The 26,441-nt window shown below is 65.9% G+C and carries 26 protein-coding genes; 11 read left to right on the top strand and 15 right to left on the bottom strand.

What is annotated here, in order from left to right:
• The first annotated feature begins 293 nt into the window (after positions 1 to 293).
• The 8 genes from ACTUWL_RS00885 (at position 294) to ACTUWL_RS00850 (ending at position 8,269) form a co-directional block, all read left to right on the top strand.
• The gene (locus ACTUWL_RS00885) at positions 294 to 926 is read left to right on the top strand and encodes a hypothetical protein (protein ID WP_021079817.1); all 633 of its coding nucleotides are present in this window, start codon (positions 294 to 296) and stop codon (positions 924 to 926) included.
• 80 nt (positions 927 to 1,006) lie between these two features.
• A complete protein-coding gene (locus ACTUWL_RS00880; protein ID WP_021079818.1) occupies positions 1,007 to 1,591 on the top strand; it encodes an NnrU family protein in 585 nt (194 codons plus the stop codon).
• A 2-nt stretch (positions 1,592 to 1,593) separates the two neighbouring features.
• Positions 1,594 to 2,415: a 3-methyl-2-oxobutanoate hydroxymethyltransferase gene (gene panB, locus ACTUWL_RS00875; protein WP_021079819.1), complete on the top strand. Its 822-nt coding sequence runs from the start codon at positions 1,594 to 1,596 to the stop codon at positions 2,413 to 2,415.
• Positions 2,416 to 2,425: 10 nt separating this feature from the next.
• Entirely contained in the window at positions 2,426 to 4,018 is a 1,593-nt protein-coding gene (locus tag ACTUWL_RS00870) for a class I adenylate-forming enzyme family protein (protein ID WP_021079820.1), read from the top strand.
• Between the two features lie 319 nt (positions 4,019 to 4,337).
• Entirely contained in the window at positions 4,338 to 4,994 is a 657-nt protein-coding gene (locus ACTUWL_RS00865) for a tetratricopeptide repeat protein (protein WP_021079821.1), read from the top strand.
• Positions 4,995 to 5,031: 37 nt separating this feature from the next.
• Complete coding sequence (locus ACTUWL_RS00860; protein WP_021079822.1) at positions 5,032 to 5,586, top strand: hypothetical protein; 555 nt, start codon at positions 5,032 to 5,034, stop codon at positions 5,584 to 5,586.
• Positions 5,587 to 5,639: 53 nt separating this feature from the next.
• The gene (gene der, locus ACTUWL_RS00855; RefSeq protein WP_021079823.1) at positions 5,640 to 7,022 is read left to right on the top strand and encodes a ribosome biogenesis GTPase Der; all 1,383 of its coding nucleotides are present in this window, start codon (positions 5,640 to 5,642) and stop codon (positions 7,020 to 7,022) included.
• An 8-nt stretch (positions 7,023 to 7,030) separates the two neighbouring features.
• Positions 7,031 to 8,269 carry a TCR/Tet family MFS transporter gene (locus ACTUWL_RS00850; RefSeq protein ID WP_106939944.1) on the top strand — a complete coding sequence of 413 codons (1,239 nt, stop codon included), beginning with the start codon at positions 7,031 to 7,033 and terminating at the stop codon, positions 8,267 to 8,269.
• Between the two features lie 18 nt (positions 8,270 to 8,287).
• Here ACTUWL_RS00850 and ACTUWL_RS00845 read toward each other — a convergent pair whose 3' ends face one another.
• Both ACTUWL_RS00845 and ACTUWL_RS00840 read right to left on the bottom strand, forming a co-directional pair.
• A complete protein-coding gene (locus tag ACTUWL_RS00845; protein ID WP_021079825.1) occupies positions 8,288 to 8,929 on the bottom strand; it encodes a glutathione S-transferase family protein in 642 nt (213 codons plus the stop codon).
• An 89-nt stretch (positions 8,930 to 9,018) separates the two neighbouring features.
• A complete protein-coding gene (locus ACTUWL_RS00840; protein WP_021079826.1) occupies positions 9,019 to 9,411 on the bottom strand; it encodes a YybH family protein in 393 nt (130 codons plus the stop codon).
• Between the two features lie 104 nt (positions 9,412 to 9,515).
• Here ACTUWL_RS00840 and ACTUWL_RS00835 point away from each other — a divergent pair, with 104 nt between their 5' ends.
• Positions 9,516 to 9,860, top strand: coding sequence for a hypothetical protein (locus ACTUWL_RS00835; RefSeq protein ID WP_373011752.1), 345 nt, complete (start codon positions 9,516 to 9,518; stop codon positions 9,858 to 9,860).
• A 382-nt stretch (positions 9,861 to 10,242) separates the two neighbouring features.
• On the opposite strand, the gene ACTUWL_RS00830 is transcribed toward ACTUWL_RS00835, so the two are convergent.
• The 12 genes from ACTUWL_RS00830 to ACTUWL_RS00775 all read right to left on the bottom strand — a co-directional run bounded on the left by ACTUWL_RS00830 (position 10,243) and on the right by ACTUWL_RS00775 (position 23,191).
• The gene (locus tag ACTUWL_RS00830) at positions 10,243 to 11,469 is read right to left on the bottom strand and encodes an ABC transporter substrate-binding protein (protein WP_021079827.1); all 1,227 of its coding nucleotides are present in this window, start codon (positions 11,467 to 11,469) and stop codon (positions 10,243 to 10,245) included.
• Positions 11,470 to 11,619: 150 nt separating this feature from the next.
• Positions 11,620 to 12,756, bottom strand: coding sequence for a hypothetical protein (locus ACTUWL_RS00825; RefSeq protein WP_021079828.1), 1,137 nt, complete (start codon positions 12,754 to 12,756; stop codon positions 11,620 to 11,622).
• A gap of 243 nt (positions 12,757 to 12,999) precedes the next feature.
• Positions 13,000 to 13,740, bottom strand: a complete 741-nt coding sequence (locus tag ACTUWL_RS00820) for an SDR family NAD(P)-dependent oxidoreductase (protein WP_021079829.1) — start codon at positions 13,738 to 13,740, stop codon at positions 13,000 to 13,002.
• A gap of 89 nt (positions 13,741 to 13,829) precedes the next feature.
• Positions 13,830 to 13,973 carry a hypothetical protein gene (locus ACTUWL_RS00815; protein ID WP_021079830.1) on the bottom strand — a complete coding sequence of 48 codons (144 nt, stop codon included), beginning with the start codon at positions 13,971 to 13,973 and terminating at the stop codon, positions 13,830 to 13,832.
• Between the two features lie 12 nt (positions 13,974 to 13,985).
• Positions 13,986 to 15,536 (bottom strand): amidophosphoribosyltransferase, encoded by a 1,551-nt coding sequence (gene purF, locus ACTUWL_RS00810; protein ID WP_021079831.1) that lies wholly within the window; start codon positions 15,534 to 15,536, stop codon positions 13,986 to 13,988.
• Positions 15,537 to 15,561: 25 nt separating this feature from the next.
• The gene (locus ACTUWL_RS00805) at positions 15,562 to 16,197 is read right to left on the bottom strand and encodes a CvpA family protein (RefSeq protein WP_021079832.1); all 636 of its coding nucleotides are present in this window, start codon (positions 16,195 to 16,197) and stop codon (positions 15,562 to 15,564) included.
• A gap of 187 nt (positions 16,198 to 16,384) precedes the next feature.
• Positions 16,385 to 17,866 (bottom strand): DNA repair protein RadA, encoded by a 1,482-nt coding sequence (gene radA / locus ACTUWL_RS00800; protein ID WP_021079833.1) that lies wholly within the window; start codon positions 17,864 to 17,866, stop codon positions 16,385 to 16,387.
• A 99-nt stretch (positions 17,867 to 17,965) separates the two neighbouring features.
• The gene (locus ACTUWL_RS00795) at positions 17,966 to 18,439 is read right to left on the bottom strand and encodes a hypothetical protein (RefSeq protein WP_021079834.1); all 474 of its coding nucleotides are present in this window, start codon (positions 18,437 to 18,439) and stop codon (positions 17,966 to 17,968) included.
• 112 nt (positions 18,440 to 18,551) lie between these two features.
• Positions 18,552 to 19,277, bottom strand: a complete 726-nt coding sequence (locus tag ACTUWL_RS00790) for a sulfite exporter TauE/SafE family protein (protein WP_021079835.1) — start codon at positions 19,275 to 19,277, stop codon at positions 18,552 to 18,554.
• Positions 19,278 to 19,555: 278 nt separating this feature from the next.
• Positions 19,556 to 20,326: an exodeoxyribonuclease III gene (xth, locus tag ACTUWL_RS00785; RefSeq protein ID WP_021079836.1), complete on the bottom strand. Its 771-nt coding sequence runs from the start codon at positions 20,324 to 20,326 to the stop codon at positions 19,556 to 19,558.
• Positions 20,327 to 20,356: 30 nt separating this feature from the next.
• Positions 20,357 to 21,640, bottom strand: a complete 1,284-nt coding sequence (gene alr, locus ACTUWL_RS00780; protein WP_021079837.1) for an alanine racemase — start codon at positions 21,638 to 21,640, stop codon at positions 20,357 to 20,359.
• Between the two features lie 48 nt (positions 21,641 to 21,688).
• Entirely contained in the window at positions 21,689 to 23,191 is a 1,503-nt protein-coding gene (locus ACTUWL_RS00775) for a replicative DNA helicase (RefSeq protein WP_021079838.1), read from the bottom strand.
• Between the two features lie 444 nt (positions 23,192 to 23,635).
• On the opposite strand from ACTUWL_RS00775, the gene ACTUWL_RS00770 reads away from it, so the two are divergent.
• A complete protein-coding gene (locus ACTUWL_RS00770; RefSeq protein WP_291732842.1) occupies positions 23,636 to 23,956 on the top strand; it encodes a hypothetical protein in 321 nt (106 codons plus the stop codon).
• Between the two features lie 20 nt (positions 23,957 to 23,976).
• Here the strand turns inward: ACTUWL_RS00770 and ACTUWL_RS00765 are convergent, their stop codons facing one another.
• Positions 23,977 to 25,230, bottom strand: a complete 1,254-nt coding sequence (locus tag ACTUWL_RS00765; RefSeq protein ID WP_021079840.1) for an SAM-dependent methyltransferase — start codon at positions 25,228 to 25,230, stop codon at positions 23,977 to 23,979.
• Between the two features lie 258 nt (positions 25,231 to 25,488).
• Between ACTUWL_RS00765 and ACTUWL_RS00760 the strand changes: the two genes are divergently transcribed.
• A complete protein-coding gene (locus tag ACTUWL_RS00760; RefSeq protein WP_021079841.1) occupies positions 25,489 to 26,421 on the top strand; it encodes a hypothetical protein in 933 nt (310 codons plus the stop codon).
• Positions 26,422 to 26,441: the final 20 nt, after the last annotated feature.

Below are 26,441 nucleotides of genomic sequence, written 5' to 3'. Positions count from 1 at the left end.
TTCAACAGCATCGGCCGCGGCGTATGGGTCCCGGCTTTCGCGGGACGACGCGTGGAACAAGCCGTGCACTTGCGCACAATCCACTCGTCGGCCCCGGCTCGACCGGGGGACCCAGTACGCCTCGGCTTCTCCCTTCAATCACCGCCGTCTCTGGAATACTGGATCGCCCGGTCGAGCCGGGCGAAGACAGTTGAGGATGGGGCTGACGCGCGCAGGGAATTGAACACGGCCCCGCTTGCTCCGGTTCGGCTGCGGTACCATTTTCCCCGGAACGCATCCCGGGTTTTGGCCGCATGTTCCGACGCGTCGTCATCTGCCTCGCTTTTGCCGTGTTGGTCTTCGGCCTCGCGGGCACCGCCGGCGCCCAGCAACGGCAGCAGACCAACCCGGCGCCGTTCGCGCACACGCCTTGCAGCGTGCTCGACGAAGGGCCCTGCACGCCGTCCACTTGCAGCGTGCTCAATCACGGGCCCTGCTTTCCCGAGATGGATTATCCGTACGGCGAAAATCTTCAGCTCACGATCCTGACTGTGCCGCCCGAGGGGCAGGCCGAGAAGTACCGCAAGCCGGATCATGATCTCGATACCATCGGCGATCTGTTTGCCGCGCTGCGCGCCTGCTGGGCGCCGCCGCCGTCGGACGACGCGCGCGAGGGCATGCAGATGTCGGTGCGCTTCAGCTTCAAGCGATCGGGCGAGATGATCGGCGCGCCGCGGCTGACCTTCTCAACGCGGGGCATCTCGGCAGGCACCCGAACGACGTACCTCAACGCCATCAACGCCTCGCTTGACGCCTGCCTGCCGCTCAAATTCACCGGCGGGCTCGGCGGCGCGCTGGCCGGCCGGCCGATCATGATCCGCTATGTCGACAATCGGGAGCTTGCCAAGCCGGCCGCCGATCCCTCCAAGCCTGCCGGCAACCCGTGAACCGCGACCCGGCGTGACGCATTGCGTACCGCCCGGCGAAGATGTTACGCGAAGGCATTAATCAATCAGGGAGGAACATCGTGGGACTGCTCGTCATGATCCTGGGTCTCGTGCTGTTCCTCGGCATCCACGTGCTGAGCAGCCTGCGCGACCTGCGCGGCAGCATCGTCAATGCGATGGGCGAGGGGGCCTACAAGGGCGTCTATTCGCTGGTATCGTTCGCCGGCCTCGCCCTGATCATCTGGGGCTTCGGCCACTACCGCGCGACCGGCTGGATCGACGTCTGGACGCCGCCAACCGCGTTCAAGCACATCACGGTGGCGCTGATGCTGCCCGCCGTCATTCTCCTCGTCGCCGCCTATATCCGCGGCCGCATCTACACCATCGTGAAGCATCCGATGCTGACGGCCGTGAAGCTGTGGGCGTTCGCGCATCTGCTCGCCAACGGCGACCTCGGCTCGATCATCCTGTTCGGCTCATTCCTCGCCTGGGCGGTCTATGACCGCATCTCGCTGAAGCGCCGCACGGATGCCGGCGGCCCGCCGATCCCGGTGGGCGGCCCGACCAACGACCTGATCGCGATTGCGGTCGGTATCATCGCATATCTGGCGCTGGCGTTTGCGTTCCACCCGGTCGTGATCGGCGTGCCTGTCATGGGAGCCTGACGATGTCTGTTCAATCCGCCATCAAGCGCAAGACCGCGCCGGATCTGCGCGCCCGCAAAAATGGCGAGCCGATCGTGATGCTGACCTCATACCACGCGCACACCGCGGCGTTGGTCGACCGTCACTGCGACGCGATCCTGGTCGGCGATTCCCTCGGCAACGTCATGCACGGTTTCGAGACCACCGTGCCGGTCACGCTCGACATGATGATCCTGCAGGGCCGCGCCGTGATGCGCGGCTCGCAGGCCGCGCTCGTGGTCGTGGATATGCCGTTCGGCTCCTATGAGGGCTCGAAGGAGCAGGCGTTCCAGTCCGCGGTGCGGATCATGAAGGAAACGCTGTGCGGCGCGGTCAAGCTCGAGGGCGGCGCGCGGATGGCGGAGACCGTGGCGTTCCTGTCCGAGCGCGGCATTCCGGTGATGGGGCATATCGGGCTGACGCCGCAGTCGATCAACACGCTCGGCTCGTTCCGCGCGCAGGGCCGCGAGGAGGAGACCTGGGCGCCGATCGAGAACGACGCTAGGGCGATCGCGGAAGCCGGCGCCTTCTCGATCGTGGTCGAGGCGGTCGCCGAGCCGCTCGCGCGCAAGATCACGCAATCGATCGCCGTCCCCACCATCGGCATCGGCGCAAGTGCTGCCTGCGACGGCCAGGTGCTGGTGCTGGAAGACATGCTCGGCCTGTCGCCGCGCGCGCCGAAATTCGTCCGCCGCTACGGCAATCTCGGCCCGGCGATCGAGGAAGCCATCGCGGGCTATGCGCGCGACGTCAAGAGCCGCGCCTTCCCGGGGCCGGAGCACGTCTACGGAATGAAGAAGAGCTGACGAGGGGCGCATGGACTGGTCGCAACACGCACTGCCGCCGATGCGGCCCGAGCCGCGCTTCGGCGATCGCGTCGTGCCGGCATTCGCCGAGCGGCCCGGCAGCCTGTGGGCGATGATCGCGGACGCGGTCGCAGAGAACGGTGACGGCGAGGCGCTGGTCTGCGGCACGACGCGGCTATCCTGGCGCGAGGTCGCCGAGCAGTCAGCGAAGGTCGCGGCGGGTTTTTCAAAACTCGGCCTTGCGCCCGGCGACCGCGTCGCGATCCTGCTCGGCAACCGCATCGAATTCGTGCTGACGATGTTCGCCGCCGCCCATGCCGGGCTGGTGACGGTGCTGCTCTCGACGCGTCAACAGAAGCCCGAGATCGCCTATGTGCTGAACGATTGCGGCGCAAGGTGTCTGGTCCATGAGGCCACGCTTGCCGATCGCATCCCCGATGCCGCCGGCGTTCCCGGCCTTGCGCATCGCATCGCGGTCAGCGACGACGGCGCGTCGCAATTCGCTCGTCTGCGCGACAGTGCAAAGGCGCAGGCGCCGGCGGAGGTGAGGGAAGAGGACACCGCGATGATCCTCTACACCTCGGGCACCACGGGCCGGCCGAAGGGCGCGATGCTCGCTCACTGCAACATCATCCACTCCTCGATGGTGTTCGTTTCCTGCCTGAAGCTGACCAAGGCCGATCGCTCGATCGCCGCGGTGCCGCTTGCGCATGTCACCGGCGCGGTCGCCAACGTCACCACGATGGCGCGCTGCGCCGGCGCGCTGATCATCATGCCGGAGTTCAAGGCGGCGGAATACCTGAAGGTCGCGGCACGCGAGCGCGTCAGCTACACGGTGATGGTGCCGGCGATGTACAATCTCTGCCTGATGCAGCCGGATTTCGACAGCTACGATCTGTCGAGCTGGCGCATCGGCGGCTTCGGCGGCGCGCCGATGCCGATTGCAACCATCGAAAAGCTCGACGCCAAGATCCCCGGGCTGAAGCTCGCCAATTGCTACGGCGCGACCGAGACCACTTCGCCCTCGACGTTGATGCCGGGCGAACTCACCGCCGCCCATATCGACAGCGTCGGCCTGCCGTGTCCCGGCGCCGAGATCGTTGTCATGGGACCCGACGGCCGCGAGGTGCCGCGCGGCGAGATCGGCGAGCTCTGGATCCGCAGCGCCTCCGTGATCAAGGGCTATTGGAATAATCCGAAGGCGACCGCGGAGAGCTTCACCGCCGGCTTCTGGCATTCCGGCGATCTCGGCTCGGTCGATGCCGACAATTTCGTCCGCGTGTTCGATCGCCAGAAGGACATGATCAACCGCGGCGGGCTGAAGATCTATTCCGCCGAGGTCGAGTCGGTGCTGGCGGGCCATCCGGCCGTGGTCGAGAGCGCGATCATCGCAAAACCCTGCCCGGTGCTCGGCGAGCGCGTGCACGCCGTGATCGTGACGCGCGCTGAGGTGAATGCCGAGAGCCTGCGCGCCTGGTGCGCCGAACGCCTGTCGGACTACAAGGTGCCGGAGACCGTGGCGCTGACGGCGGAGCCGCTGCCGCGCAACGCCAACGGCAAGGTGATCAAGCGGCAGCTGCGGGAGGGCTTGTCTGTGTCCTAGTCTTTCACCTCTCCCGCTTGCGGGGGAGGTCGGATCGCATCGCCAGATGCGATCCGGGTGGGGGCTCTCTCAACATCGTGGCTCTCTCAGCAATCCCATGTGCGGAGCTACCCCCACCCCAACCCTCCCCCGCAAGCGGGAGAGGGAGCCCACGCAGTCCCGTCGCAGCTACGTCAAACGTCCCCGGTTAACGCTTTGATCCGCCTTGCTTTGCCTTGCCTCTGCCACACCGTTAGGGTAACGCCGCCGCGACGTGGGGATCGGGTAGGGGCCAGGCTCCACCGAGATTCGCGGTCCCGAGGGGATGGGATAGCTTTAAGTGTCTGAATTATTTGACGAAGTAGACGAGGAAGTCCGTCGCGATCAGCTCAAGAAGCTGTGGGACAAGTACTCGATCTTTATCATCGCGCTGGCGCTCCTGGTGGTCGCCGGCGTCGGTGGCTGGCGCGGCTACCAATATCTCGAGGCCAAGAAGGCCGCCGAGGCCGGTGCGGCGTTCGACCGCGCCGTCGAACTGTCGGACCAGAACAAGCATACCGAGGCCGAGGCCGCCTTTGCCGATCTGATCACCAAGGCGCCGTCCGGCTACCGCAATTTGGCACGGCTGCGCATGGCCGCCGAGGTCGCGACCCGCGATCAGCCGGCCGCTGCGAAGCTCTATGACGAGATCGCAGCCGACCGCAGCGTCGGCGGTCCCGGGCAGGACCTGGCGCGGATCCGCGCCGCGCAGATTCTGATGGACACCACGACCTATCCGAACATGCAGCAACGGCTCGAGGGAATGGCGACGTCGAAGGACTCGACGTTCCGCCATTCCGCGCGCGAGTTGCTGGCGCTGTCGGCGTGGCACGCCAACGATGCCACCGCCGCGCGGCAGTGGCTGGACCAGATTGCCAATGACGGCGAGACGCCGCCGAGCCTGCGTTCTCGCGCCGAAGCGCTGCAGGCCTTGTTGCCGCCAGTTGCGAAAAGCTGAGCTGGCGCGAAACCCGAGTTTGAGTGAGAGATCGACCATGCGCCGCTCGCAACGCCTGATCGCAGCCGCAGTTCTCACCGCGCTTTGCAGCGCGTTGGCCGGCTGCGGCGGTGGCGGTATGGCCAATTTCGATCCGAGCGACATGCTCGACTTCCTCGACACCAAGAAGAAGCTGGCTGGCGACCGCAAGCCGGTATTCCCCGAAGGCGTGCCCGGCCTCGAGCAGGGTGTGCCGAAGGAATTGTACAAGGGCTCGCAGCAGGAGCAGCTCGACCAGCAGAACGCCGCGGCAGCCGCCGCCCAGCCGGCTCCGCCGCCGGAGCCGCCGAAGGGCGCCAAGAAGCACACCAAGCGGGCCGCGCCGGCAGCGGATCAGGCGGCCGCTCCCGACGCCGCGACCGAAGAGGGCGCGCCCGCCGCGGTGCCGCCGGACCCGAAGCCGAAGAAGATCGTCCGCCGCCGCACCACCGCGCCGCCCGCCGACGACCAGCAGGCGCAGCCTGCGGCACCGGCCCAGCAGCAGACCCAGACCACGCAACAATCCGGCGGCGCGTTCCCCGCGCCGCTACCGAGCGGCGGATTTAGCCGCTAGTCTCTTGCCTCATTTTCATTGACGTGCGCCGCGCCGCGGCGCCTGGATCATCCATGTCTTTTACCATCGCCATCATCGGCCGGCCCAATGTCGGAAAGTCGACGCTGTTCAACCGGCTGGTCGGCCAGAAGCTAGCGCTGGTCGACGACGAGCCCGGCGTGACGCGCGACCGACGCGAGGGCCAGGCCAAACTCTACGACCTCGACTTCACCATCATCGACACCGCAGGCCTCGACGAGGGCGCCAAGGGCTCGCTGACGGCGCGGATGCAGGAGCAGACTGAAACCGCGATCGAGCTCGCCGACGCGCTGATGTTCGTGATCGACGCCCGCGTCGGCCTGACCCCGACCGACCGCGCCTTCGCCGACTTCGCCCGCAAGGCCAACAAGCCGGTGGTGCTGGTCGCCAACAAGGCCGAAGGCAAGCATGGCGAGATCGGCGCGATGGAGTCCTACGCGCTCGGGCTCGGCGATCCCGTGCAGATCTCGGCCGAGCACGGCGAGGGCATGGGCGATTTGCACGAGGCGCTGAGTGCGCTGGTGCCCGAGACACCAGGGGAAGACGACGAGGTCGAGGACGACGAGGACATCTCCGAGGAGGAGGCCGCGCAGCGCCCGATCCGCGTTGCCATCGTCGGCCGGCCCAATGCCGGCAAGTCGACGCTGATCAACCATCTGCTCGGCGAGGAGCGGTTGTTGACCAGCCCCGAGGCCGGCACCACGCGCGATTCCATCGCGGTCGAGATCACCTGGCAGGGCCGGCAGTTCCGGGTGTTCGACACCGCCGGCCTGCGCCGCCGCTCGCGGATCGAGGAGAAGCTGGAGAAGCTCTCGGTCGCCGACGCGCTGCGCGCGGTGCGCTTCGCCGAAGTCGTCGTCATGATGATGGATGCGCAGAACAAGTTCGAGGAGCAGGACCTGCGCATCGCCGACCTGATCGAGCGAGAAGGCCGCGCCATCGTGCTCGCGGTCAACAAATGGGACCTCGTCGAGCGCAAGCCCAACCAGATTTCGCAGCTGCGCACCGATGCCGACCACTGGCTGCCGCAGGTCAAGGGCGCGCCGATCGTTGCCGTCTCCGGCCTGATGGGCGAGGGCATCGACCGCCTGATGATTGCGATCCAGGAGGCCTATGCGGTCTGGAACCGGCGCCTGCCGACCTCGGCGCTCAATCGCTGGTTCGAGCAGGCGATCCAGGCCAACCCGCCGCCGGCGGTCTCGGGGCGCCGGCTGAAGCTGAACTACATCACGCAGGTGAAGGCGCGCCCGCCGAGCTTCGTGCTGTTCTGCTCGCGTGCGGATGCGATCCCGCGATCCTATCTGCGCTATCTCATCAATTCGCTGCGCGAGACCTTCGACCTGCCAGGCACGCCGATCCGGATCACGCTGCGTGAGAAGGCCAACCCGTTCGCCCACAAGCGCAAGCGTCCGTCGTGAACGGAGACGTGGGGGCTGAAACGGCCACCGCCGCCGGTCCGCAACCGCGCCGCGGCGCGGTGGTCTTCATCTTCATCACTCTGCTGCTCGACATGCTGGCGCTCGGGATCATCGTGCCGATCCTGCCCAAGCTGATCGAAGGCTTCGTCAGCAACGACACCGCCAACGCGGCGCGCATCTTCGGCCTGTTCGGCTCGATCTGGGCGCTGATGCAGTTCGTCTGCTCGCCGATCCTGGGCGCGCTGTCGGATCGCTTCGGCCGCCGGCCGGTGGTGCTGCTGTCGAATTTCGGCCTCGCCGCCGACTATGTGCTGATGGCGCTGGCGCCGAACCTGATCTGGCTGTTCATCGGGCGGGCGATCTCGGGCATCACCTCGTCGAGCATCTCGACCGTATTCGCCTACATCGCCGACGTCACCGCGCCGGAGCAGCGCGCCGCGATGTTCGGCAAGATCGGCGTCGCGTTCGGCGCCGGCTTCATCATGGGGCCGGCGCTGGGCGGCCTGCTCGGCGAGATCGATCCGCGGCTGCCGTTCTGGGCGGCGGCGGGCCTGAGCTTCGTCAACGGACTCTATGGCCTGTTCATCCTGCCGGAATCGTTGCCGGTGGAGCGGCGCGCGCCGTTCAAATGGAAGAGCGCCAATCCGATCGGTGCGCTGCGTTTCCTGCGTTCGAACCGGACGCTCGCCGGGCTGTCGCTGGCGACGTTCTTCGGCCAGCTCGCCCATGTCGTGCTGCCGTCGGTGTTCGTGCTCTACGCCACCTATCGCTACGGCTGGGACACCGGCACGGTCGGCGCGACGCTGGCGCTGGTCGGCCTCTGCGGCATGATCGTGCAGGGCGCGGCGATCGGCCCGATCGTGCGGCGGCTCGGCGAGCGCAACGCGCTGTTCCTCGGGCTCGTTTGCGGCGCCCTGGGCTTCGTGATCTTCGGCGCGGCGCCGTCGGGCCAGCTGTTCTGGATCGGCATTCCCGTGATGGCGCTGTGGGGGATTTCCGGCGCCGCGACCCAGGCGCTGACGACGCAGCTCGTCGCCGCCGACCAGCAAGGCCAGTTGCAGGGCGCGACCTCGAGCGTGCAGAGCATGTCGGAGTTGCTCGGCCCGTTTTTATTCACGCTGACGTTTGCCTATTTCATCGGCGACGACGCGCCGCTCAAGCTGCCCGGCGCGCCGTTCTATCTGGCCGGCGCGCTGCTGCTGCTGGCGCTCGCCATTGCTGCGCGGGCGACGAGGACGACCACTTAGCTAGGTGGTGCACCCCCGCTACAATCCCGGCGATCGCGCCGCCCAAGCCTTGGTGGCCTGGCAGCTTTCCATCGCCCTGACATAGGCAGGGCGCGCCGTCGTGCGGGCGAGATAGTCCCGTTCGGCAGGACCAGGGACGTAATGGCCAGTGCGCAGGCCGAGCAGCAAGGCGTAGCTCACCGAGATATCGGCGGCCGTGAAGCGATTGCCAGCGAGATAAGGGCAATCGGCGAGGCGGCGGGTCACCAGACCCAGCCGGCTCTCGAAGGTCTCGAGGGCCCAGCGGGTCACCCGGACGTCTCGCTCGGCCTCGGGCGCCAGGTTGCGACCGACAATGACGCCGTTCATCGGCCCAGCGAGCCCGGCCTCGCCCAAATGGAGAAATTGCAGATAGGAAGCGAAGGCGGGCTCGTCCGGTGCGACCGCAAGCGAAGCTGAGTCGTGGCGGGCGAGCAGGTACTGAAGAATCGCGACCGACTCGACCATGATCGTCTCGCCGTCCTGCAGGACGGGAATGAAGCCGGCGGGGTTGATTGCGAGGAAATCGCGATCATGCTCGACCGCAAACAGATCGACTGGGCGCAGCCGGTAAACCAATCCCAATTCCTCGAGCAGCCAGACAACACGGAAGCCGCGACCTTCGCCATAGACGGTGAGCATCGTTGAGTATTCCTGGATTGGGTTAGATATACCAACTCGTAGGGGTCAGCCCGTCGAAGCGGGTGCTTCCCGTTTGATGGGTTCGCGATCTAATCCGTCGCCGGCACCGAATGGTGCTCATGCGTGATGCGCCATTCGCCGCCGACCTTGCGCAATCCGATCGTCAGCCTGAACTGGAACGTGGCGTCGGGCGGGCCGCACCGCATCACCATCACCGCGAACGCCACGTCATCGCCGGCCGTGATCGCGATCTCCTCGATATTGAAGGCGTGGGACGGGCGGTAACAGCTGTAGAACAGGTCCCACGTCTTCCTGTACGCGTCCAATCCGCGCGACTGCAACGGCGGCGGAACGTCGAACATCACGATATCCTGATCGTGATGGGCGAGAATGCCCGGATAGTCCTGTCGGCGGACCGCGGCCGCCCAGGCGTCGATGAGTGACCTGATTTCGGTTTCCGCCGTCGGTTTCTGCTGTGTCATCGCTTGCGGGTTCCAAGTTGATGTGGATCGATGCTTCGAGGACGAATGCGACTGCGCCGGTCCGACACAAGCGGACAGGCCGCCTCGATGACGATTGCGTTATCTTGGCTATTTACAAACCATCCGATAATCCTTCCCGCTTGGAACGCTCCCGCAAGGCCGCGCTCGATGCTGCCATCACCATCGTGACGCGCGACGGGTCGGGATGCCTGACGCCGGATGCGATCGCGCGCGAAAGCGGGCTCAGCAAGGGCGGCGTGATGCATCAGCTCCGCATCAAGGAAGCGGTGCGGCGCGCCTCTTCTCGAACAGCGGATGACGCATTTCGAGGCGTTCTCGAACCGCTACCTCGAGAAGGTGCGCGCACGCGCCGCAAAGTCGGCCTCGGCGCGCATGCGGAGCCGAACTTCTCGACCTGGAAAACGCAACGCCGTCCAAGCGGAATATGATCGCTTGGCGGCGTTGGATCGGCACCGGGCCCCTGAAATCCCCCGGCAATCGGTCCGGTATCACAAGAGATATCTCGGGTTTGTGACAGCGCGGGGCCGTCATTCGCGAGGCCGCCCCGACAGGCTTCCCCCGGCGCGCCTTTCCCCGGCGTTTCGGCCCCCGAATTTTCTGACGAGTTTCCCAGCGATGGCCCAACTTTACAAACCGCCTGGCGACAAGGAATGGGCGGCGTTGCCCGCGCAGGCGAAAGCGAAGTCGGCGGCGAAGTGAGAGAGTCGGGTGGGCAAAGAGCAAGCGTGCCCACCATCGCGAGCACGCCGCAAATGGTGGGCACGGGGCTGGCGCGCCTTTGCCCACCCTACGATAGTTACGATAGCTCGCTTACTTCTTCACCAGCGGACAGTCGCTGGCCTCGAGCGGCTTGGCGGCGTCTTCCGGCGAGATGGTGGCGATCAATTTGTAATAGTCCCACGGATATTTCGACTCTTCCGGCTTCTTCACCTCGAACAGGTAGGCCGGGATGATGCGGCGGCCGTCGATCCGCAAGGGACCCTTGCCGAACAGCGGGTCGTCGGTCGGGATCTCCTTCATCTTGGCGACGACCTTGGCGCCGTCATGGGGATTGACGCCCATCGCGTCGAGCGCCTTCAAATAATGCAGCACGCCGGCATAGACGCCGGCCACCGTCATCGACGGCATCGAGCCCTTCGGCGAGACCTTCTGGAAGCGCTTCGACCAGGCGCGGGTCTGGTCGTTCGCGTCCCAGTAGAACGACTCGGTGAAGGTCAGGCCCTGGGCGATCTTGAGGCCCAGCGCGTGCACGTCGTTGACGAACAGCAGCAGCGCCGCGAGCTTCTGTCCGCCGGTGGTGATGCCGAATTCGGACGCCTGCTTGATCGCATTGGTGGTGTCGCCGCCGGCATTGGCGAGGCCGATGACCTTGGCCTTGGAGGCCTGCGCCTGCAGCAGGAACGAGGAGAAGTCGGCGGTGTTGAGCGGGTGCTTGACGCCGCCGAGCGACTTGCCGCCGTTGGCAGTGACGACCGCCGTGGTGTCGCGCTCCAGCGCATGGCCGAAGGCGTAGTCGGCGGTGAGGAAGAACCAGGTATCGCCGCCGGCCTTGGTCAGGGCCTGGCCGGTGCCGTGGGCCAGCATATAGGTGTCGAACGTGTAGGAGATCGTGTTGGCGTTGCAGGCCTTGCCGGTGAGATCGGCAGTGGCGGCGCCCGAGTTGAGCACGATCGAGTTCTTCTCCTTGGCGAGGTTGCTCACCGCCAGCGCAACGCCGGAGTTCGGCGTATCAGTGATGATGTCGACCTTCTCGTTGTCGATCCAGTTGCGCGCGATGTTGACGCCGACGTCGGGCTTGTTCTGGTGATCGCCGCTGACCACCTCGATCTTCCAGCCCTTGGCGCGGAGGCCGGAATCCTCCACCGCCATGTTGGCCGCAGCCACCGAGTTCGGGCCGCCGATGTCGGCATAGAGGCCCGACATGTCGTTCAGCACGCCGATCTTGACGTTCTTGTCCTGGGCGAAGGCAGGGGTTGTAAGGCCGAGTGCAGCGCAAGCAAAAAGCACGGCGTGGCGCCGCGCGAGCGTCGTCGTCATCAGACATTCCCTCCACTGTGATTTTTCCGGACGGCCCTCTTGCGGGGCCTCGCGCCGGTCGTTCGAGTTCCCGCTTACCCTGTCCGGGCGGACGCGGCAATCCGCATAAAGCCGGATGAACTGCGTCCAAGCGTCATCCTTTGGTCATCTCTACTTCAGCGCGTCCGAGGTCAGCTTGAACTTCTGGATCCGCTTGCCCTCGACCTCGCCGGTGTAGACATTGCCCTTCTGGTCGACCGCCATGACATGGAGCAGGGCGAATTGCCCGGCATTGCGGCCGCTATGGCCGAAAGTGCCGACCACACTGCCGTCGTCGCGCTTGAGCACGCGGATCTCGTTGTTGGCGCCGTCGGCGTTGAGCAGATAGGTCTGCTTCGGATCGGGCCACAGCGCGAGATCGAACACCGCGCCGTCGCCGCGGGTGTTCTTCTCGTAGAACCATTCCCTGACAAAGGTGCCGTTCTTCTGGAACACCTGGATGCGGTCCTGGCTGCGGTCACAGACATAGACCAGCCCGTCATTGGCGATCTTGATGCAATGCACGGGATTGCCGAACTGCTCCTGCACCGCGGCGCTCGGATCGTATGGCGGCTGCTTGTCGTCGGTGGGCAGCTTGCCATAGCCGCCCCAGTGCCGCTTGTAGGCGAGCGTGGTGGCGTCGAACACGATGACGCGGCGGTTGCCGTAGCCGTCGGCGATGTAGAGTTCGTTGGCATCCTTGTCGATCGCCATCTCGGCGGGGCGGCCGAGCTGCGTGGTGTCGTTGCTGTTGGTGCGGGTTGCGATCTTGCCGATCTGACCGAGATATTTGCCGTCGAGCGTGAACTTCAGGATTTCGCTGTCGTCATCGGCATTGCCGCCGATCCACACGAAGCCGCGCTCGTCGACCTCGATGCCGTGCTCGCGGCCGACCCATTGATAGCCGTCGCCGGGGCCGCCCCACGATCGCAGCAGGTTGCCGTCGACGTCGAACTCCAGCACCGGCGGCGCCGCTACGCAGCATTTCGCGCGCGGCGGCGTGAGGCTCGCCGCCTTCTCGCCGTCGGTCAGCGAGCGTGGCCGGTGCACCACCCAGATGTGGCCCTGCCAGTCGACGGTGATGCCGCCGACCTGGCCGATGATCCAGTTGTTGGGCAGTTGCTTCGGCCATGACGGGTCGACCGCGAAGGTCGGGACGTCGCCCGCCCGGGCGGGCGCGGGCGGCATGAGAAGCGCTGATGATGCGATGCCGGCGGAGAGAAACAATCCAGTGAGAATGGAGCGCGCGCGATTGAACGTCGGCGTCATGATGCCTCCCGAGATTTTTCTTGGCGGTGGTGCCGCTGGGAGGGCAGTCAATCGCGGGGCGGGGACGGAGTCAATTGCATGGCAGAGGCAAGCCGACGCGTCACAGGTGTCATCGCCCGCTCGACCGGGCGATCCAGTACGCCGTGGCCCATCGGCTCAAGCACGGACGTCTCTGGAATACTGGATCACCCGCTTTCGCATGCGCGGGTGATGACAGTCGAAGGCGCGCTCGCTGTAACCGACTCACGCCGGCGGCTGAAATGTCCGCAGCGTGCGTGCCTTGTAGTCGTAGAGCTTGCCGGTTTCGGTCCACTCCGGCGAGCACATCGGGACGATGAATTCGGCGGCCATGTCGGGCGTATCGAGCGTCATCGGGTCTTCGCCGGGAAATACCTGCGCGCGCATCCGGGTGCGGATCGGGCCGGGGCTGAACAGATTGACGCGCAGCGCCGTGTTGGCGGTCTCGTTGGCCCAGGAGCGCACCAGCGCGTCCAGGGCGGCCTTCGAGGCGGCATAGGGCCCAAGATAGGCGCTGGCCTTGTGCGCCACGCCCGAGGTCACGAACACCGCGCGGCCGGCGTCGGACTGGCGCAGCAGCGGGTCCATGCAGCGGATCAGCTGGAAGTTGGCGGTGACGTTGATCGCCATCACGTCGTTCCACGGCTTCAGCTCGATATGGCCGAGCGGCGACGACGGTCCGGCCGTGCCGGCATTGCCGACCAGGATGTCGAGCTTGCCGTGGCGCTCATGCAGCGCGAGCCCGAGCCGCGCGATGCCCTCGTAATCGGTCAGCGACAGCGGCACCAGCGTGGCGCTGCCGCCGTCCTTGCGGATCTCGTCGTCGAGCTCTTCCAGCCCGCCCTGCGTGCGCGCCACCGCCACCACATGCGCGCCGGCTTTTGCAAGGGCGACTGATGTCGCATAGCCGATGCCGCGCGATGCGCCGGTCACGAGGGCAATCCGGGAGGCGAGGGGTTTTGTCATGTCTGTCTGTCCGCGTCTTTGCCGGGGGTATTACAGACAGAAATGGCCGGGACAAGCCCGGCCATGATGAATTCCAACACCACCGAAGCTCACAAACCGCCGCCTTGATCCATATTGGCGCTGTTGGTCCCGTTGCCCGAGCTGTCGGGTGTCACCTTCATGCCCTGGCGGAAGGCAAATACGATGAAGCCAACCAGCAGCACCCCACAGAGAATGCCGATGATCGGTTGCATGGCCTTGTTCCGTCAGCTGGCCTCCGCCAGCAGCGAGAGCTGGCGCGGCGAGGGCTCGGTCTCGCTCTGGTCGGTGAGATGGGTCGGATAGGCGCCGGTGAAGCAATGGTCGGCGAACTTCGGGCTGGCGGGATCGCGTCCCTCATAGCCCATCGCGCGGTACATGCCGTCGATCGACAGGAAGGCGAGCGAGTCGGCGCCGATGATGTCGCGCATTTCCTCGAGCGAATGGGTCGCAGCCAGCAGGCCACCGCGATCGGGGAGGTCGATGCCGTAATAGTCGGGATAGAGGATCGGCGGCGAGGCGAGGCGGAAATGCACCTCGCGGGCACCGGCGTCGCGCATCATGCGCACGATCTTCTTCGAGGTGGTGCCGCGCACCAGGCTGTCGTCGATCAGGATGATGCGCTTGCCCTCGATCGCGGCGCGGTTGGCCGAATGCTTCATGCGCACGCCGAGCTCGCGCACGGTCTGGGTCGGCTGGATGAAGGTGCGGCCGACATAGTGGTTGCGGATGATGCCGAGCTCGAACGGCACGCCGGAATACTGGCTGTAGCCGACCGCGGCGGGCACGCCGGAATCCGGCACCGGCACCACGACGTCGACCTCGGGATGGCTCTCGCGCGCAAGCTGGGCGCCGAACGCCTTGCGCACGTCGTAGACCGAGCGGCCGCCGACGATCGAATCCGGCCGCGCGAAATAGATGTATTCGAAGATGCAGGGCCGCGCCGGCTTCGGCGGGAACGGCTTGTGGCTGTGCGCGCCTTTCTCGTCGAACACGATGATCTCGCCGGGCTCGATGTCGCGGACGTATTTGGCGCCGATCATGTCGAGCGCGCAGGTCTCCGAGGTCAGGATCGGATGGCCGTCGAGATCGCCGAGCACGAGCGGTCGGATGCCGAGCGGGTCGCGCGCGCCGACCAGCTTCTTGTTGGTCAGCGCCACCAGCGCATAGGCGCCCTCGATGGCGCGCAGCGCCTCAATGAAACGATCGATGAAGCGGGTGCGCTTGGACTGCGCGACCAGATGCAGGATCACTTCGGTGTCGGTGGTCGACTGCATCAACGCGCCGCCCTTCACCAGCTCGCTGCGCAAGGTCAGGCCGTTGGTCAGGTTGCCGTTGTGGCCGACCGCGAACCCGCCGGCATTGAGCTCGGCGAACAACGGCTGCACGTTGCGCAGGCCCGTGCCGCCGGTCGTGGGATAGCGGACGTGGCCGACCGCGGCGCTGCCGGGCAGACGATCGATCACCTCACGGCGGGAGAAGGCGTCGCCGACCAGGCCGAGGCGGCGTTCACTGTGGAAGCGGCTGCCGTCGAACGAGACGATGCCGGCGGCTTCCTGGCCGCGGTGTTGCAGAGCGTGCAGGCCGAGCGCGGTGATCGCGGCGGCCTCGGAGTGGCCGAAGATGCCGAACACGCCGCATTCCTCGCGGAGCGTGTCGCCATCGAGATCGGGGTGGTAACGGAAATCGTTGTCCCGGAGATGTTCCTGCAATTCCGTCGGGCCGAGGTCGAGATCCATCTGGTCGGCATGATCGGAAGGGGTTTGCATCTCGTTCATCGCCTCTCGTAAGGGCCCAAATAAGTTATCGGCCCGCGGGTTTCTCGATCAGCTTTTTCAAGCTGTCACGCGCAGGTTTGCTATAGCCATCACCCGACGCCGGCGTCGCCTGATCGTTGGTATCGGCCGCAGAATCGTCGTCTGGCTTATTCTTCTTGAACTTCTTTAAGATGGTGTTCTCGGGGTCGTCAGGCAAGAGCGACATCAGCCAATCCCCGGTTCCCTGCAGCACCACCCGGGACTTCGCCCCCGTGACCCAGTCGGGCCGCTGCTTGTCGGGAACCAGCCAGGTGAAGAACATGAACGCCACGACCACGATCAGCAGGCCGCGGGCGAGGCCGAACAGGAAGCCGAGGGTGCGGTCGAGCGCGCCGATCCGGGAATCCAGGATCATGTCCGAGATCCGCACCGTGATGATCGAGACCACGATCAGCGTGCCGATGAACACGCCGGCGACCACGACCACGGCGGCGACCGTGTCGTTATTGAAGTAAGTCTTGGCGGTGGGCAGCAGCTTCGAGAAAGCATACAGCGTGACCAGCGCGGCGGCGCCCCAGGCCGCGATCGACAGGATCTCGCGCATGAAGCCACGCACCATGGCAAGCAGGCCCGAAATCAGCATCACGCCGAGCAGGACGAGATCGAGTATCGTTATGGGCATCGGCTGGTCAGGTCCGCTGGTGCGTTTCGGTACGCTGTTAAGGGCTTACGCTGTTAAGGGCTCTCGCGAATCGGCGTCTCGGTGCCGTCCTAACTGAGGCGCATCGGGGGCATCCGGCAAGGCCGGAGCGCCGCCTGTCCCGCGCGGCGGATGTATAGCGGCGGGGCGCTGTTACGTCACGCCCGCTTTAGCTGGTCTCGCGACGGAATCGGGCCGGTGTGGCATTTTTCTCAACGGCATCAGTGCCCCCCGAGGCACCTTGGTCGCCTCTCGGCGTAGCCCGGCCGCCGCGAGGCGTCCCGCGCGCGGCAATTTCGGCCACCAGCGTGGTCAGATTGCCGACGGTGTTGAGCGTGAGGGCGGCGTCGCCGCCGCCATCGCCGCGGGCCGATTCGGGCAGAATGGCGCGGCCGAAGCCGAGCTTGAGCGCCTCCTTGAGCCGGGCCGGGGTCTGCGCCACCGGGCGGATCGCGCCGGACAGCGAAATCTCGCCGAAATAGACCGCGTCGGTCGGCAGCGGCGCATTCACCAACGAGGACACCAGCGCGGCGGCAGCGGCGAGGTCCGCAGCCGGCTCCTGGATGCGCAGGCCGCCGGCGACGTTGAGATAGACGTCATGTCCGGACAATTTGACGCCGCAATGCGCTTCCAGCACCGCCAGCACCATCGATAGCCGGCTCGGGTCCCAGCCGACCACGGCGCGGCGCGGCGTGCCGAGCGAGGTCGGCGCCACCAGCGCCTGCAGCTCGACCAGCACCGGGCGGGTGCCCTCGATGCCGGCGAAAACCGCCGTGCCGGGACTGCCGAGCTCGCGTTCACTGAGGAACAGTTCGGAGGGGTTGGTGACCTCGCGCAGGCCGAGCCCGGTCATCTCGAACACCCCGATCTCATCGGTCGCGCCAAAGCGGTTCTTCGCCGAGCGCAGGATGCGGAACTGCTGCGAGCCTTCACCCTCGAACGACAGCACCGCGTCAACCATGTGCTCGACCACGCGGGGGCCGGCGATCTGGCCGTCCTTGGTGACATGGCCGACCAGGATGATCGTTGCCCCCGTCTTCTTGGCGAAACGAATGAGCGCCTGCGCCGAGGCGCGGACCTGGGTCACGGTGCCCGGCGCTGATTCCACCGTGTCGGTCCACATGGTCTGGATCGAATCGATCACGATCAGCCGCGGCACCGCGCCTTCCGACAGCGTCGAGACGATGTCCTCGACCGAGGTCTCGGACGCCAGCTGCACCGGCGCATCGGCGAGCCCGAGCCGCTCGGCGCGCAGCCGCACCTGCGCGACCGCCTCCTCGCCCGAGATGTAGACCGCGCGATGGCCGGCGCGCGCCATCATGGAGGTCGCTTGTGTAAGGAGCGTCGATTTGCCGATGCCGGGATCGCCGCCAACCAGCAGCACCGAGCCGCGGACAAAGCCGCCGCCGGTGACGCGGTCGAGCTCGGTCATGCCGGACGACAGCCGCGGCGCGTCCTGGGTCTTGCCGGACAGCGATTCCAGCGCAAACGTCCGTCCCTTGCGCTTGCTGCGGATCGAGACCGGCACCGAGCCCGTGGTGTCCTCCTCGGCCAGCGTGTTCCACTCGCCGCAGGAGTCGCATTTGCCCTGCCAGCGATTATACGCCGCGCCGCAGTTCTGGCAGACGAAGGAGAGGGTGGATTTGGCCATGGGGGAGAGCTCGATTCCGTGTCTCCTCCATAGCACGGATCAACAGGGCGCAACGTGCGACGGCGCAGCCGTGCCCTGGCATGTTCGGTCAAAATCGAGTCAGTCGGCCGGCGCCGGTCGCTGCTTCAAGACCCGCACCGCGATCGAGGGGGCAGGCCAGAGTTGCAGCCGGTAGTGATCGTCTCCCTCCAGTCCGTCCTCCGACAGCGTATCGAGCGCGCCGTACGAGACCCGCAGCCGGTAGGTCCCCGGAGCGACGTCGATGCGCGCGGCATCGGGGAAGTAGTCGGTGCAACCGGCAATCGCGATGCGCCCCGATGCGACGTCCAGGCTGGCTTCGACGATGTGATCCCAGCCGGCGGAGTCATCGTCCGGCTCGCGTTCGAGGATCTGCACGGAGACCGGGACATGCATGTTCCGCGCGGTACCGATCCTGACGATGCCCGATCCTGCTGCAAGCATCCGGTCGGTCGTCTCCGGCGTCCACTCCGCTGAAAGCTCGTCGGCTGTGGATTCATCCTGGATGTAGAATTGGGAGTAGTCGGCGAACAGCGAGAGTTCGAGAGATTTCATGATTCAGTTGCGCCTTGGTGGAACAGTCTATCGGTAGCGTTGAAAAGTGACAATGGTTCGCGTGTTGCCGCTTCCTTGGTTCAGCCGGACGTGGCGTTCGTGGGGCAGTCCTCTAATGCGCGGCCGCCGACCACAGCAGCGCAGTGCCCGCCGCCAGCATGATGCCGTCCATGATCAGGCGGAACGCCTCCGGCTTCATCTGCAGCACGAAACGCTTGGCGATGAAGGCGCCGGCCATCAACGAGGCGCCGGCGATCAGGCCTTTCAGCGCGATATCAGGCGTCAGCGCGCCGAAGCGTTCGAACGTCACCGACTTGCTGACATAGAGCCCGAGCGAGCTTGCCGCTTCGGTGGCGAGGAAGGCGCCCTTGTCGAGGCCGTAAAACAAGAATAGCGGCACGCTGAGCGGGCCGGTCGAGGCGACGATGCCGGTGAGATAGCCGATGAGCGCGCCGCCGATCATCAGATGCCAGAGACTGGCCTTGAGTTTGTGTTTGGCCAGCCAGTGCCGCACCGGCACCATTGCGATCAGGAACACGCCGATCGCGATATCGACCGCGCGCGAGGGCAATGCGAGCAGGGTGCGCGCGCCGAGGGCGGCGGCCGGAATGCCGGTGATCGAGTAGGCGAGGCAGGCGCGCCAGTCGACCTCGCGCCACCACGCCAGGATGCGCGACAGATTGGCCATCACGGCGGCGACCGCCATGATCGGCACCGCCTGCTTCGGCCCGTACTGATACACCAGCACCGGCATCAGCATGATCGACGAGCCGGTGCCGACGATGCCTGAGATGGTGCCGGCGACCAGGCCGACGACGAGGACGAAGAGGAAGCCCACCTGCGCGCTCCGGTGAGGTGCGATAGACGAAATGTAAAACTCGGGCGCATCGCGCGCGATTGCGGATTTTTGTCCCGCGGTTGCGCAACATACTCGCTGTCGTCCTGGCGAAAAGCCAGGACCCATTACCCCAAACATTAGGCGTTGTACGACGCTGGAGCCACGATCCCATTTACAATCAAATGCGGTGGTTATGGGTCCTGGCTTTCGCCAGGACGACGATGGTGTGTGCACCGTGACCCCGAACGCTGATTGTTACGAGGCTTGGCAACCACCGATCACTTCAACATCACCCACGCCGGCGCATGATCGCTGGCACCTTCCTCGCCGCGGATGTCGCGGTCGACGCCGGCTTTCTGAAGCCGCGCCGCGACCTGTGGACTGAGCAGGAGATGATCGAGCCGCAGGCCGGCATCGCGCGGCCAGCGCTGGCGCTTGTAGTCCCAGAAGGTGAACATCGGATCATCCGGATGCAGCGTGCGGATCGCATCGCACCAGCCCTGGTCGACCAGCGCCTTGAACGCGGTGCGGCTCTGCGGCTGGATCAGCGCGTCCTTGTCCCAGGAGCGGGTCGGATAGATGTCGAACGGCGTCGGCGCGACATTGTAGTCGCCGGCGAGCACCACCGGCACGTCCTGCTTGAGCAGCTTGGCGGCATGCGCACGCAGCCGCTTGAACCAGGCGAGCTTGTAATCGAATTTCGGTCCGGGCTGCGGATTGCCGTTCGGCAGATAGAGGCTGGTCACGACGATCCCGCGGACCGCGGCCTCGATGTAGCGCGCCTCGTGATCGGCGGCGTCGCCGGGCAGGGCGGTGCGGATCAGCACGGGATCCGCCTTGCGCGCGAGGATGGCGACGCCGTTCCAGGTCTTCTGGCCTTGCCACACCGCGCCGTAGCCGGCTTGCTCGATCGCGGCTTGGGGAAACTCGGCGTCGCTGGCCTTGAGCTCCTGCAGGCTGACGACGTCGGGCTTGGCCGATTTCAGCCAGCGCAGCAGGTTCGGCAGCCGGCGGTTGACGTTGTTGATGTTGAATGTCGCGATCTTCATGCGCACTTGCAGTCGCGACCGGCCATGTCGTCAGGTGGACGGAAGTGGCGGCGGTGCCGCCGCGGGCGCGGCTGTCGGCAAGGTCGGCGGTGCGGCTTGGGCCGCGGCCGGCTCGTTCTTCTCGGCGACGCTGTCGCTCGCCGCGACCGCGTCGCCGCCCTTGTAGATGCGCACGAAGCGGCGGCCGAGGCTGGTCAGCACCTCGTAGCCGATGGTGCCGAAATGATGCGCGAGCTCGTCGACAGTGATGCCTTCGCCGATCAGCGTCACCATGTGGCCGCGCCGGACCGCATTCTTGTCGAGGTCGGTGACGTCGACCGCGATCAGGTCCATCGAGACCCGGCCGGCGATCGGGCAACGCTTGCCGGCGACCACAACCTCGGCACCACGGGTGCCGTCATTGGCGCTGGCGGCGCGGAAATAGCCGTCGGCATAGCCGGCCGCAATGATCGCAAGCCGGGTCGGCCGCCGCGCGGTCCAGGTGCCGCCATAGCCGACGGTCTCGCCGCGATCGATGTTGCGGATCTGCACGATGCGGGCCTTGAGGTCGACCACAGGCTGCATCGGGTTGTCGGCCTCCGGCGTCGGATTGACGCCGTAGAGCGCGCAGCCCGGCCGCACCATCTCGAACTGGAACTGGGCGCCGAGAAACACGCCGGAGGAGTTCGCCAGCGAGGCCGGCACGCCGGTGAACAGGCTCGCGATCTCGCGGAAGCTCGCCAACTGCTTTGCATTGGCGGGATTGTTGAGAAGCTCGGCGGAGGCGAGGTGGCTCATGACCAGGGTGATGCCGTGGTCGCCGGCATTGATGCGAGGGATGATGCCCTGCGCCTCGCTGACCGTGAGGCCGAGGCGGTTCATGCCGGTGTCGATATGGATGGCGGCGCCGCCGGACCAGCCGGAGCGGCGGCAGAACACGTCCCATTCGGCGAGCTCGTTGAGATCGCCGATCACCGGCTTGCAGTCGATCTTGGCGTAGGCGTCGCCGGTCTGCTGGAAGAAGCCGCCGAGCGCATACACGGTTGCCTGTGGAACGGCCGCGCGCACCACGGCGGCCTCCTCGACGGTGGCGACGAAGAAGGTCTTGCAGCCGGCCTTGGCCAGCGCCCGCGACACCTGCTCGGCGCCGCAGCCATAGGCGTTGGCCTTGACCACGGCGGCGCATTCCGCCGGTACCGCGGTCTTCTCGAGTTTGCGCCAGTTGGCGATGATGGCGTCGAGGTCGACGGTCAGGATGCCGGTGGCGGTCGGATAGGCCGCCAGCAGATTGGCTTCAGGCGTCAGCTGCGATTTCGCGTCGGTCACGATGTTCATGGCGCAGTTGTACGCGTCGCGCTTGCGGCGTTCAACCGCGCTGCGGAATCAATGAGAGTGATCCGGAATTTGACCGTCGGGTGCGAGATCGCCGAACCTGGTGACGCTGGCCTCGAAGTGCAGTTCGACGGTGCCGGTCGGGCCGTGGCGCTGCTTGCCGATGATGACTTCGGCCTTGCCATGGGCCAGTTCCAGCTCCATCTGCCATTTTTCGTGCTCGGGGGTGCCGGGGCGCGGCTCCTTGTTGGCGAGGTAGTATTCCTCGCGATACACGAACATCACGACGTCGGCGTCCTGCTCGATCGAGCCGGATTCACGCAGGTCGGAAAGCTGGGGGCGCTTGTCGTCGCGGTTTTCGACCTGTCGCGAGAGCTGCGACAGCGCGATCACGGGTACGTTCAGTTCCTTCGCCAGCGCCTTCAGATTTGTGGTGATCTCGGTGATTTCCTGGACGCGGTTGTCATTGCCCTTCTTGCCCGAGCCCTGCAGCAGCTGGATGTAGTCGATCACGATCAGGTCGAGGCCCTTCTGCCGCTTGAGGCGGCGGGCGCGGGCGGTGAGCTGCGAGATCGAGAGGCCGCCGGTTTCGTCGACATAGAACGGCAGCGACTGCAACTCGATCGAACAGTCACGGATCTTCTCGAAATCGAGTTCGGAAATGCCGCCGCGGCGGATATGGCTCGACGGGATGCCGGTGCGTTCGGCGAGAATACGGGTGGCGAGCTGCTCGCCGCTCATTTCGCAGGAGAAGAAGCCGACACAGCCGCCGTGGATCGCCTTTGTGGTGCCGTCCGGCTGGACCTCGCCCTGATAGGCCTTGGCAATGTTGTAGGCGATGTTGGTGGCGAGCGAGGTCTTGCCCATGCCGGGACGACCGGCGAGCACGATGAGGTCGGACGGTTGCAGGCCGCCCATCCGGGCGTCGAGGTCGCGCAGGCCGGTCGAGATGCCGGACAGCTTGCCGTCGCGCTGGAACGCCTTTGCCGCCATGTCGACGGCAATCGTGAGGGCCTGCGAAAAGCGCTGGAAGCCGCCGTCATAGCGGCCGGTTTCGGCGAGGCTGTAGAGCTGCCGCTCGGCATCCTCGATCTGCGCGCGCGGGGCAAAGTCGACCGGCGCATCGTAGGCGACGTTGACGATCTCCTCGCCGATCTGGATCAGGTTGCGCCGCAGGCTCAGGTCGTAAACGGTACGGCCGTAGTCCTGCGCGTTGATGATGGTGGTTGCTTCGGCAGCGAGACGGGCGAGGTATTGACTGATCGTCATGCCGCCAATGTCGGTATCGGCCGGCAGGAACGTCTTCAGGGTGACGGGGGTCGCGACCTTGCCCATCCGGATCAGGGAGCTCGCGGTCTCGTAGATGGTCTGGTGCAGCGGCTCGAAGAAATGCTTCGGCTCGAGGAAATCCGAGACGCGATAGAACGCGTCGTTGTTGACCAGGATCGCACCCAGGAGGCCCTGTTCCGCTTCGATGTTGTGCGGCGCACTCCGGTAGGCCGGGGACGCGGCATCGGGCGCGAGCTTGTGGACGTTCGAATCAATCAAGGCCATGGACGAGCTTATTCTTCTGATTTCGTCGTTACTGAGATTTTCGGCTGTGGGGCGGCGATCAAGCGCCAGCCCCGCACGAAGCGAAAGGACGGATGTTTCTTATGCACGATTCACACAACGCGAGGTGTGAATCCGCGACGGCCGGGTGCATTCCGCTTGACGCGGTTTTGCCCGCAACCGGGCGAAGCCGGGCCGGTCAACGATGTGATTGGCAAAAATCCGGCGCGGCCTGAACCTTTTTCCGGGCTGCCGCGCCCAACCAGCAGCGAGGTCGGTGCTGGCCTTGCTCAGATGAGGATGAGAAAGGCCAGCGCGATCAAGGCGGCCGCGACGCCCGTTGCGATCAAGGCGTAGTCGGTCACGAGGTCGCGCTGCGGATCCAACATCGTCTGATGCGTTTCTGGGGTCATTCCGGACCACTACGACAGCCCGGAACGGACCTCTGTGAAGCAGATCACATCTGCCGCATTTTCTTTGCGGCGGCTTCGCGGGAACGACCCGGCGGATTCCGGGTTGTCTTCGCCCACGGAAGATACGGCGTCGATGGCTCAAGAGTTTCGGACTGCGCGATCAGGACTTGGCCGGGCGGGCGGCATCGACCGCCGCTGGCTGGCGGCGCTTGTCGACACGATGGAGCAGGCGGCGCGTCCGGAGATCCGGAACGTTCCCTGCGATGTCGGCCTGGTTTCCGCCGCCGCGGCCCATCTGGCGCGTCCAGCCCCAAGCTTTGCCCATTGCGGGTCGGCTTACAGCCTGCGCAACTAGCAGCACCATCTGTCGCGCATTCACTCGCCGGCGAGTTGCAGCCGGGGTTTCGCGGCGCCGGCTTCCTTGAGCCGCAGCCGGCCTTCCTCGCGCCCGATATAATCGCGGGTCATCGGCACGATGCCCTGGCGCTTGGTGAGTTGCAGCTGGAAGTTCATCATGTTCTGGACGCGGAACGACATCTCGGAGGCCGCCAGATAGAACTCCCACATCCGGGCGAAGGCCTCGTCGTAGAGCCGGACAGCCTCCTCGCGCCGCGCCATGAAGCGGTCGCGCCACGCCTTCAGGGTCTCGGCGTAGTGCAGGCGCAGGATCTCCATGTCGCAGATCAGCAATCCGGCCTTCTCGATTGCTGGCATGACTTCGGAGAGCGCCGGGATGTACCCGCCGGGGAAGATGTATTTCCGGATCCAGGGGCTGGTGACGTCGGGACCGGTCGAGCGCCCGATCGAGTGCAGCATCATGATGCCGTCATCGCTCAGCAACTCGGCGCAGCGCTTGAAAAAGGTTTCGTAATAGGCGACGCCGACGTGCTCGAACATGCCGACCGAGACGATGCGGTCGAACGGGCCGGGGATATCGCGGTAGTCCTGCAGCACAAAGCGCGCCGACTGCGTCAGGTTCCGCTCGGCCGCCCGGGCGTTGGAAATCTGCAGCTGCTCGGTCGACAACGTGACGCCAGTGACGTCGGCGCCGCCCATCTCGGCGAGATAGAGCCCAAGACCGCCCCAGCCGGAACCGATGTCGAGGACCCGGTGGCCAGGCTCGAGCAGGAGTTTTGCGGCAAGATGGCGCTTCTTGGCGAGTTGGGCATCGTCCAGGGTCGCGTCCGGCGTCTCGAAATAGGCGCAGCTGTATTGCTTGTCCGCGTCGAGGAAGAGGGAATAGAGGCGGCCATCGAGATCGTAGTGCCGGGCGACATTGCTTCTGGACCGGCCGCGCACATTGATCTGCTGGGCGCGCCGTCCGAGGAAGCGCAGCCAGGCCTGCAGCCTGGCGAAGTTCGGCAACATCGCCGCCTGGCCCATCAGGACAGCCAGCACATCGGCGATGCTGCCTTGCTCCACCACGAACGTGCCGTCCATGAAGGCTTCGCCGAGATAAAGTTCGGGATCGACCAGGACGCGGACTTCGGCCGCCCTGGACATGAAGCGCGCGGCGACCGGAACACCGGTGCCGTCACCACAAGTGAATTGAGCGCCGCTCGCGGTCGTGAACGTGATCGAACCGCGGCGGATGAAGCGCCCCAGGAAATATCGCAACAATCGGTCCATCGAAACACCAACGGAACGGCGAGCTGCACACCGACACCACCGGAGCTGATCACTCCGATGTGTCCCCAAACAAAACATAGGCAAGGAATTGGATCGCGCTATTGCGTTGTGCTCAAAGCCGATATTCCAAAATGTGACAATTGCGTGGATGCGTCACGGGCGCGCTTCCATTCGCGCGATAATCGTCTAAAAGGTGACCGCCGCGGCCGATCCATGAGGCGCAGGCGGCGATTTTTCCGGAATCTGGAGACTTAAGGAATGTTGAGCCGAGCCCTCAGTCTGGCGACGGTCGCGCTTCTGATCGGCCTGTCGGCCGGATTGGCGCGTGCGCAAAACCTCGAGGCCGGCAAGAGCCCCTCCCAGATTTTCGGGAGCACCTGTACGGCCTGCCACAAGAGCCCGCGCGGCCTCTTGAAGACGGTGCCGGCCGGTTCGCTGCCGGGCTTCCTGCGCCAGCACTATACGACGTCGAGCGACATGGCCGGCGTGCTGGCTTCCTATCTGATTTCGAACGGCGCCAACGACCCGCGCTACCAGGCCAAGGATCAGCCCAAGGGCGCCAAGCAGGGCGCGAGGGACGGCCGCCAGGAGGCGAACCAGTCTCCGGAGCAGCCGGCCGAACGTCCGTCTCGCCGGCAGCACCAGGGTGCGGCGCCGCAGGAAGGCGCCAAGGATGGGGCCAAGGACGGATCGAAGCCCGACGCCGACGGTTTGAATCCCGAAGGACGTCCCGCCCACCGCGGCAAGCGCATGGCGCGCCCGAGCGAGACGCCGGAAGGTGCCAAGCCGGACGATGGTCAGATCCCGCAGGCCGCCGGTGAAGCCAAGCCGTCGCGGCAGAAGCACGGCCGTCGCGGCAAGCCGGTCGAGCAACAGGAGACGCCCAAGGGCGAGGCGGCAGGCGATGAGCCCAAGGCCGAGACGAGGCGCGACGACAGGGGCGAGGCCGTGAAGCCGGCGAAGCCTGCCGGCCAGCCCGACACGGCCAAGGTCGATGCGCCGAACAGCAGCAGCGAGCCTTCCGCTGTGCGTTCCGATCCGGTTCCGCAGGTCAGTCCGGCGCCAGCCGCGTCCGAGCCGGCCGCTGCGGCGTCTCCCGCACCAGCGCCCGGCGCGCCGGTGACCGCGACCGCACCGCCACCCCCGACGACGTCAGGCTCCGGTACGCCTGACGCTCCAAGCTCGAAGTAACTGCCGACGCCGGGCCAGTG

The sequence above is a fragment of the Bradyrhizobium sp. WCU1 genome (genome assembly GCF_053474805.1).
The sequence above is the reverse complement of the archived record's forward strand: the minus strand, read 5'-3'. Positions and strand labels throughout refer to the sequence as shown.

Bases quoted from the DNA above. Each gene is read 5' to 3' on its own strand.
- ACTUWL_RS00885 (WP_021079817.1), top strand. From the start codon at position 294: ATGTTCCGACGCGTCGTCATCTGCCTCGCTTTTGCCGTGTTGGTCTTC.
- panB (WP_021079819.1), top strand. From the start codon at position 1,594: ATGTCTGTTCAATCCGCCATCAAGCGCAAGACCGCGCCGGATCTGCGC.
- ACTUWL_RS00870 (WP_021079820.1), top strand. From the start codon at position 2,426: ATGGACTGGTCGCAACACGCACTGCCGCCGATGCGGCCCGAGCCGCGC.
- ACTUWL_RS00860 (WP_021079822.1), top strand. From the start codon at position 5,032: ATGCGCCGCTCGCAACGCCTGATCGCAGCCGCAGTTCTCACCGCGCTT.
- der (WP_021079823.1), top strand. From the start codon at position 5,640: ATGTCTTTTACCATCGCCATCATCGGCCGGCCCAATGTCGGAAAGTCG.
- ACTUWL_RS00845 (WP_021079825.1), bottom strand. From the start codon at position 8,929: ATGCTCACCGTCTATGGCGAAGGTCGCGGCTTCCGTGTTGTCTGGCTG.
- ACTUWL_RS00840 (WP_021079826.1), bottom strand. From the start codon at position 9,411: ATGACACAGCAGAAACCGACGGCGGAAACCGAAATCAGGTCACTCATC.
- ACTUWL_RS00830 (WP_021079827.1), bottom strand. From the start codon at position 11,469: ATGACGACGACGCTCGCGCGGCGCCACGCCGTGCTTTTTGCTTGCGCT.
- ACTUWL_RS00825 (WP_021079828.1), bottom strand. From the start codon at position 12,756: ATGACGCCGACGTTCAATCGCGCGCGCTCCATTCTCACTGGATTGTTT.
- ACTUWL_RS00820 (WP_021079829.1), bottom strand. From the start codon at position 13,740: ATGACAAAACCCCTCGCCTCCCGGATTGCCCTCGTGACCGGCGCATCG.
- ACTUWL_RS00815 (WP_021079830.1), bottom strand. From the start codon at position 13,973: ATGCAACCGATCATCGGCATTCTCTGTGGGGTGCTGCTGGTTGGCTTC.
- purF (WP_021079831.1), bottom strand. From the start codon at position 15,536: ATGAACGAGATGCAAACCCCTTCCGATCATGCCGACCAGATGGATCTC.
- ACTUWL_RS00805 (WP_021079832.1), bottom strand. From the start codon at position 16,197: ATGCCCATAACGATACTCGATCTCGTCCTGCTCGGCGTGATGCTGATT.
- radA (WP_021079833.1), bottom strand. From the start codon at position 17,866: ATGGCCAAATCCACCCTCTCCTTCGTCTGCCAGAACTGCGGCGCGGCG.
- ACTUWL_RS00795 (WP_021079834.1), bottom strand. From the start codon at position 18,439: ATGAAATCTCTCGAACTCTCGCTGTTCGCCGACTACTCCCAATTCTAC.
- xth (WP_021079836.1), bottom strand. From the start codon at position 20,326: ATGAAGATCGCGACATTCAACATCAACAACGTCAACCGCCGGCTGCCG.
- alr (WP_021079837.1), bottom strand. From the start codon at position 21,640: ATGAACATCGTGACCGACGCGAAATCGCAGCTGACGCCTGAAGCCAAT.
- ACTUWL_RS00775 (WP_021079838.1), bottom strand. From the start codon at position 23,191: ATGGCCTTGATTGATTCGAACGTCCACAAGCTCGCGCCCGATGCCGCG.
- ACTUWL_RS00765 (WP_021079840.1), bottom strand. From the start codon at position 25,230: ATGGACCGATTGTTGCGATATTTCCTGGGGCGCTTCATCCGCCGCGGT.
- ACTUWL_RS00760 (WP_021079841.1), top strand. From the start codon at position 25,489: ATGTTGAGCCGAGCCCTCAGTCTGGCGACGGTCGCGCTTCTGATCGGC.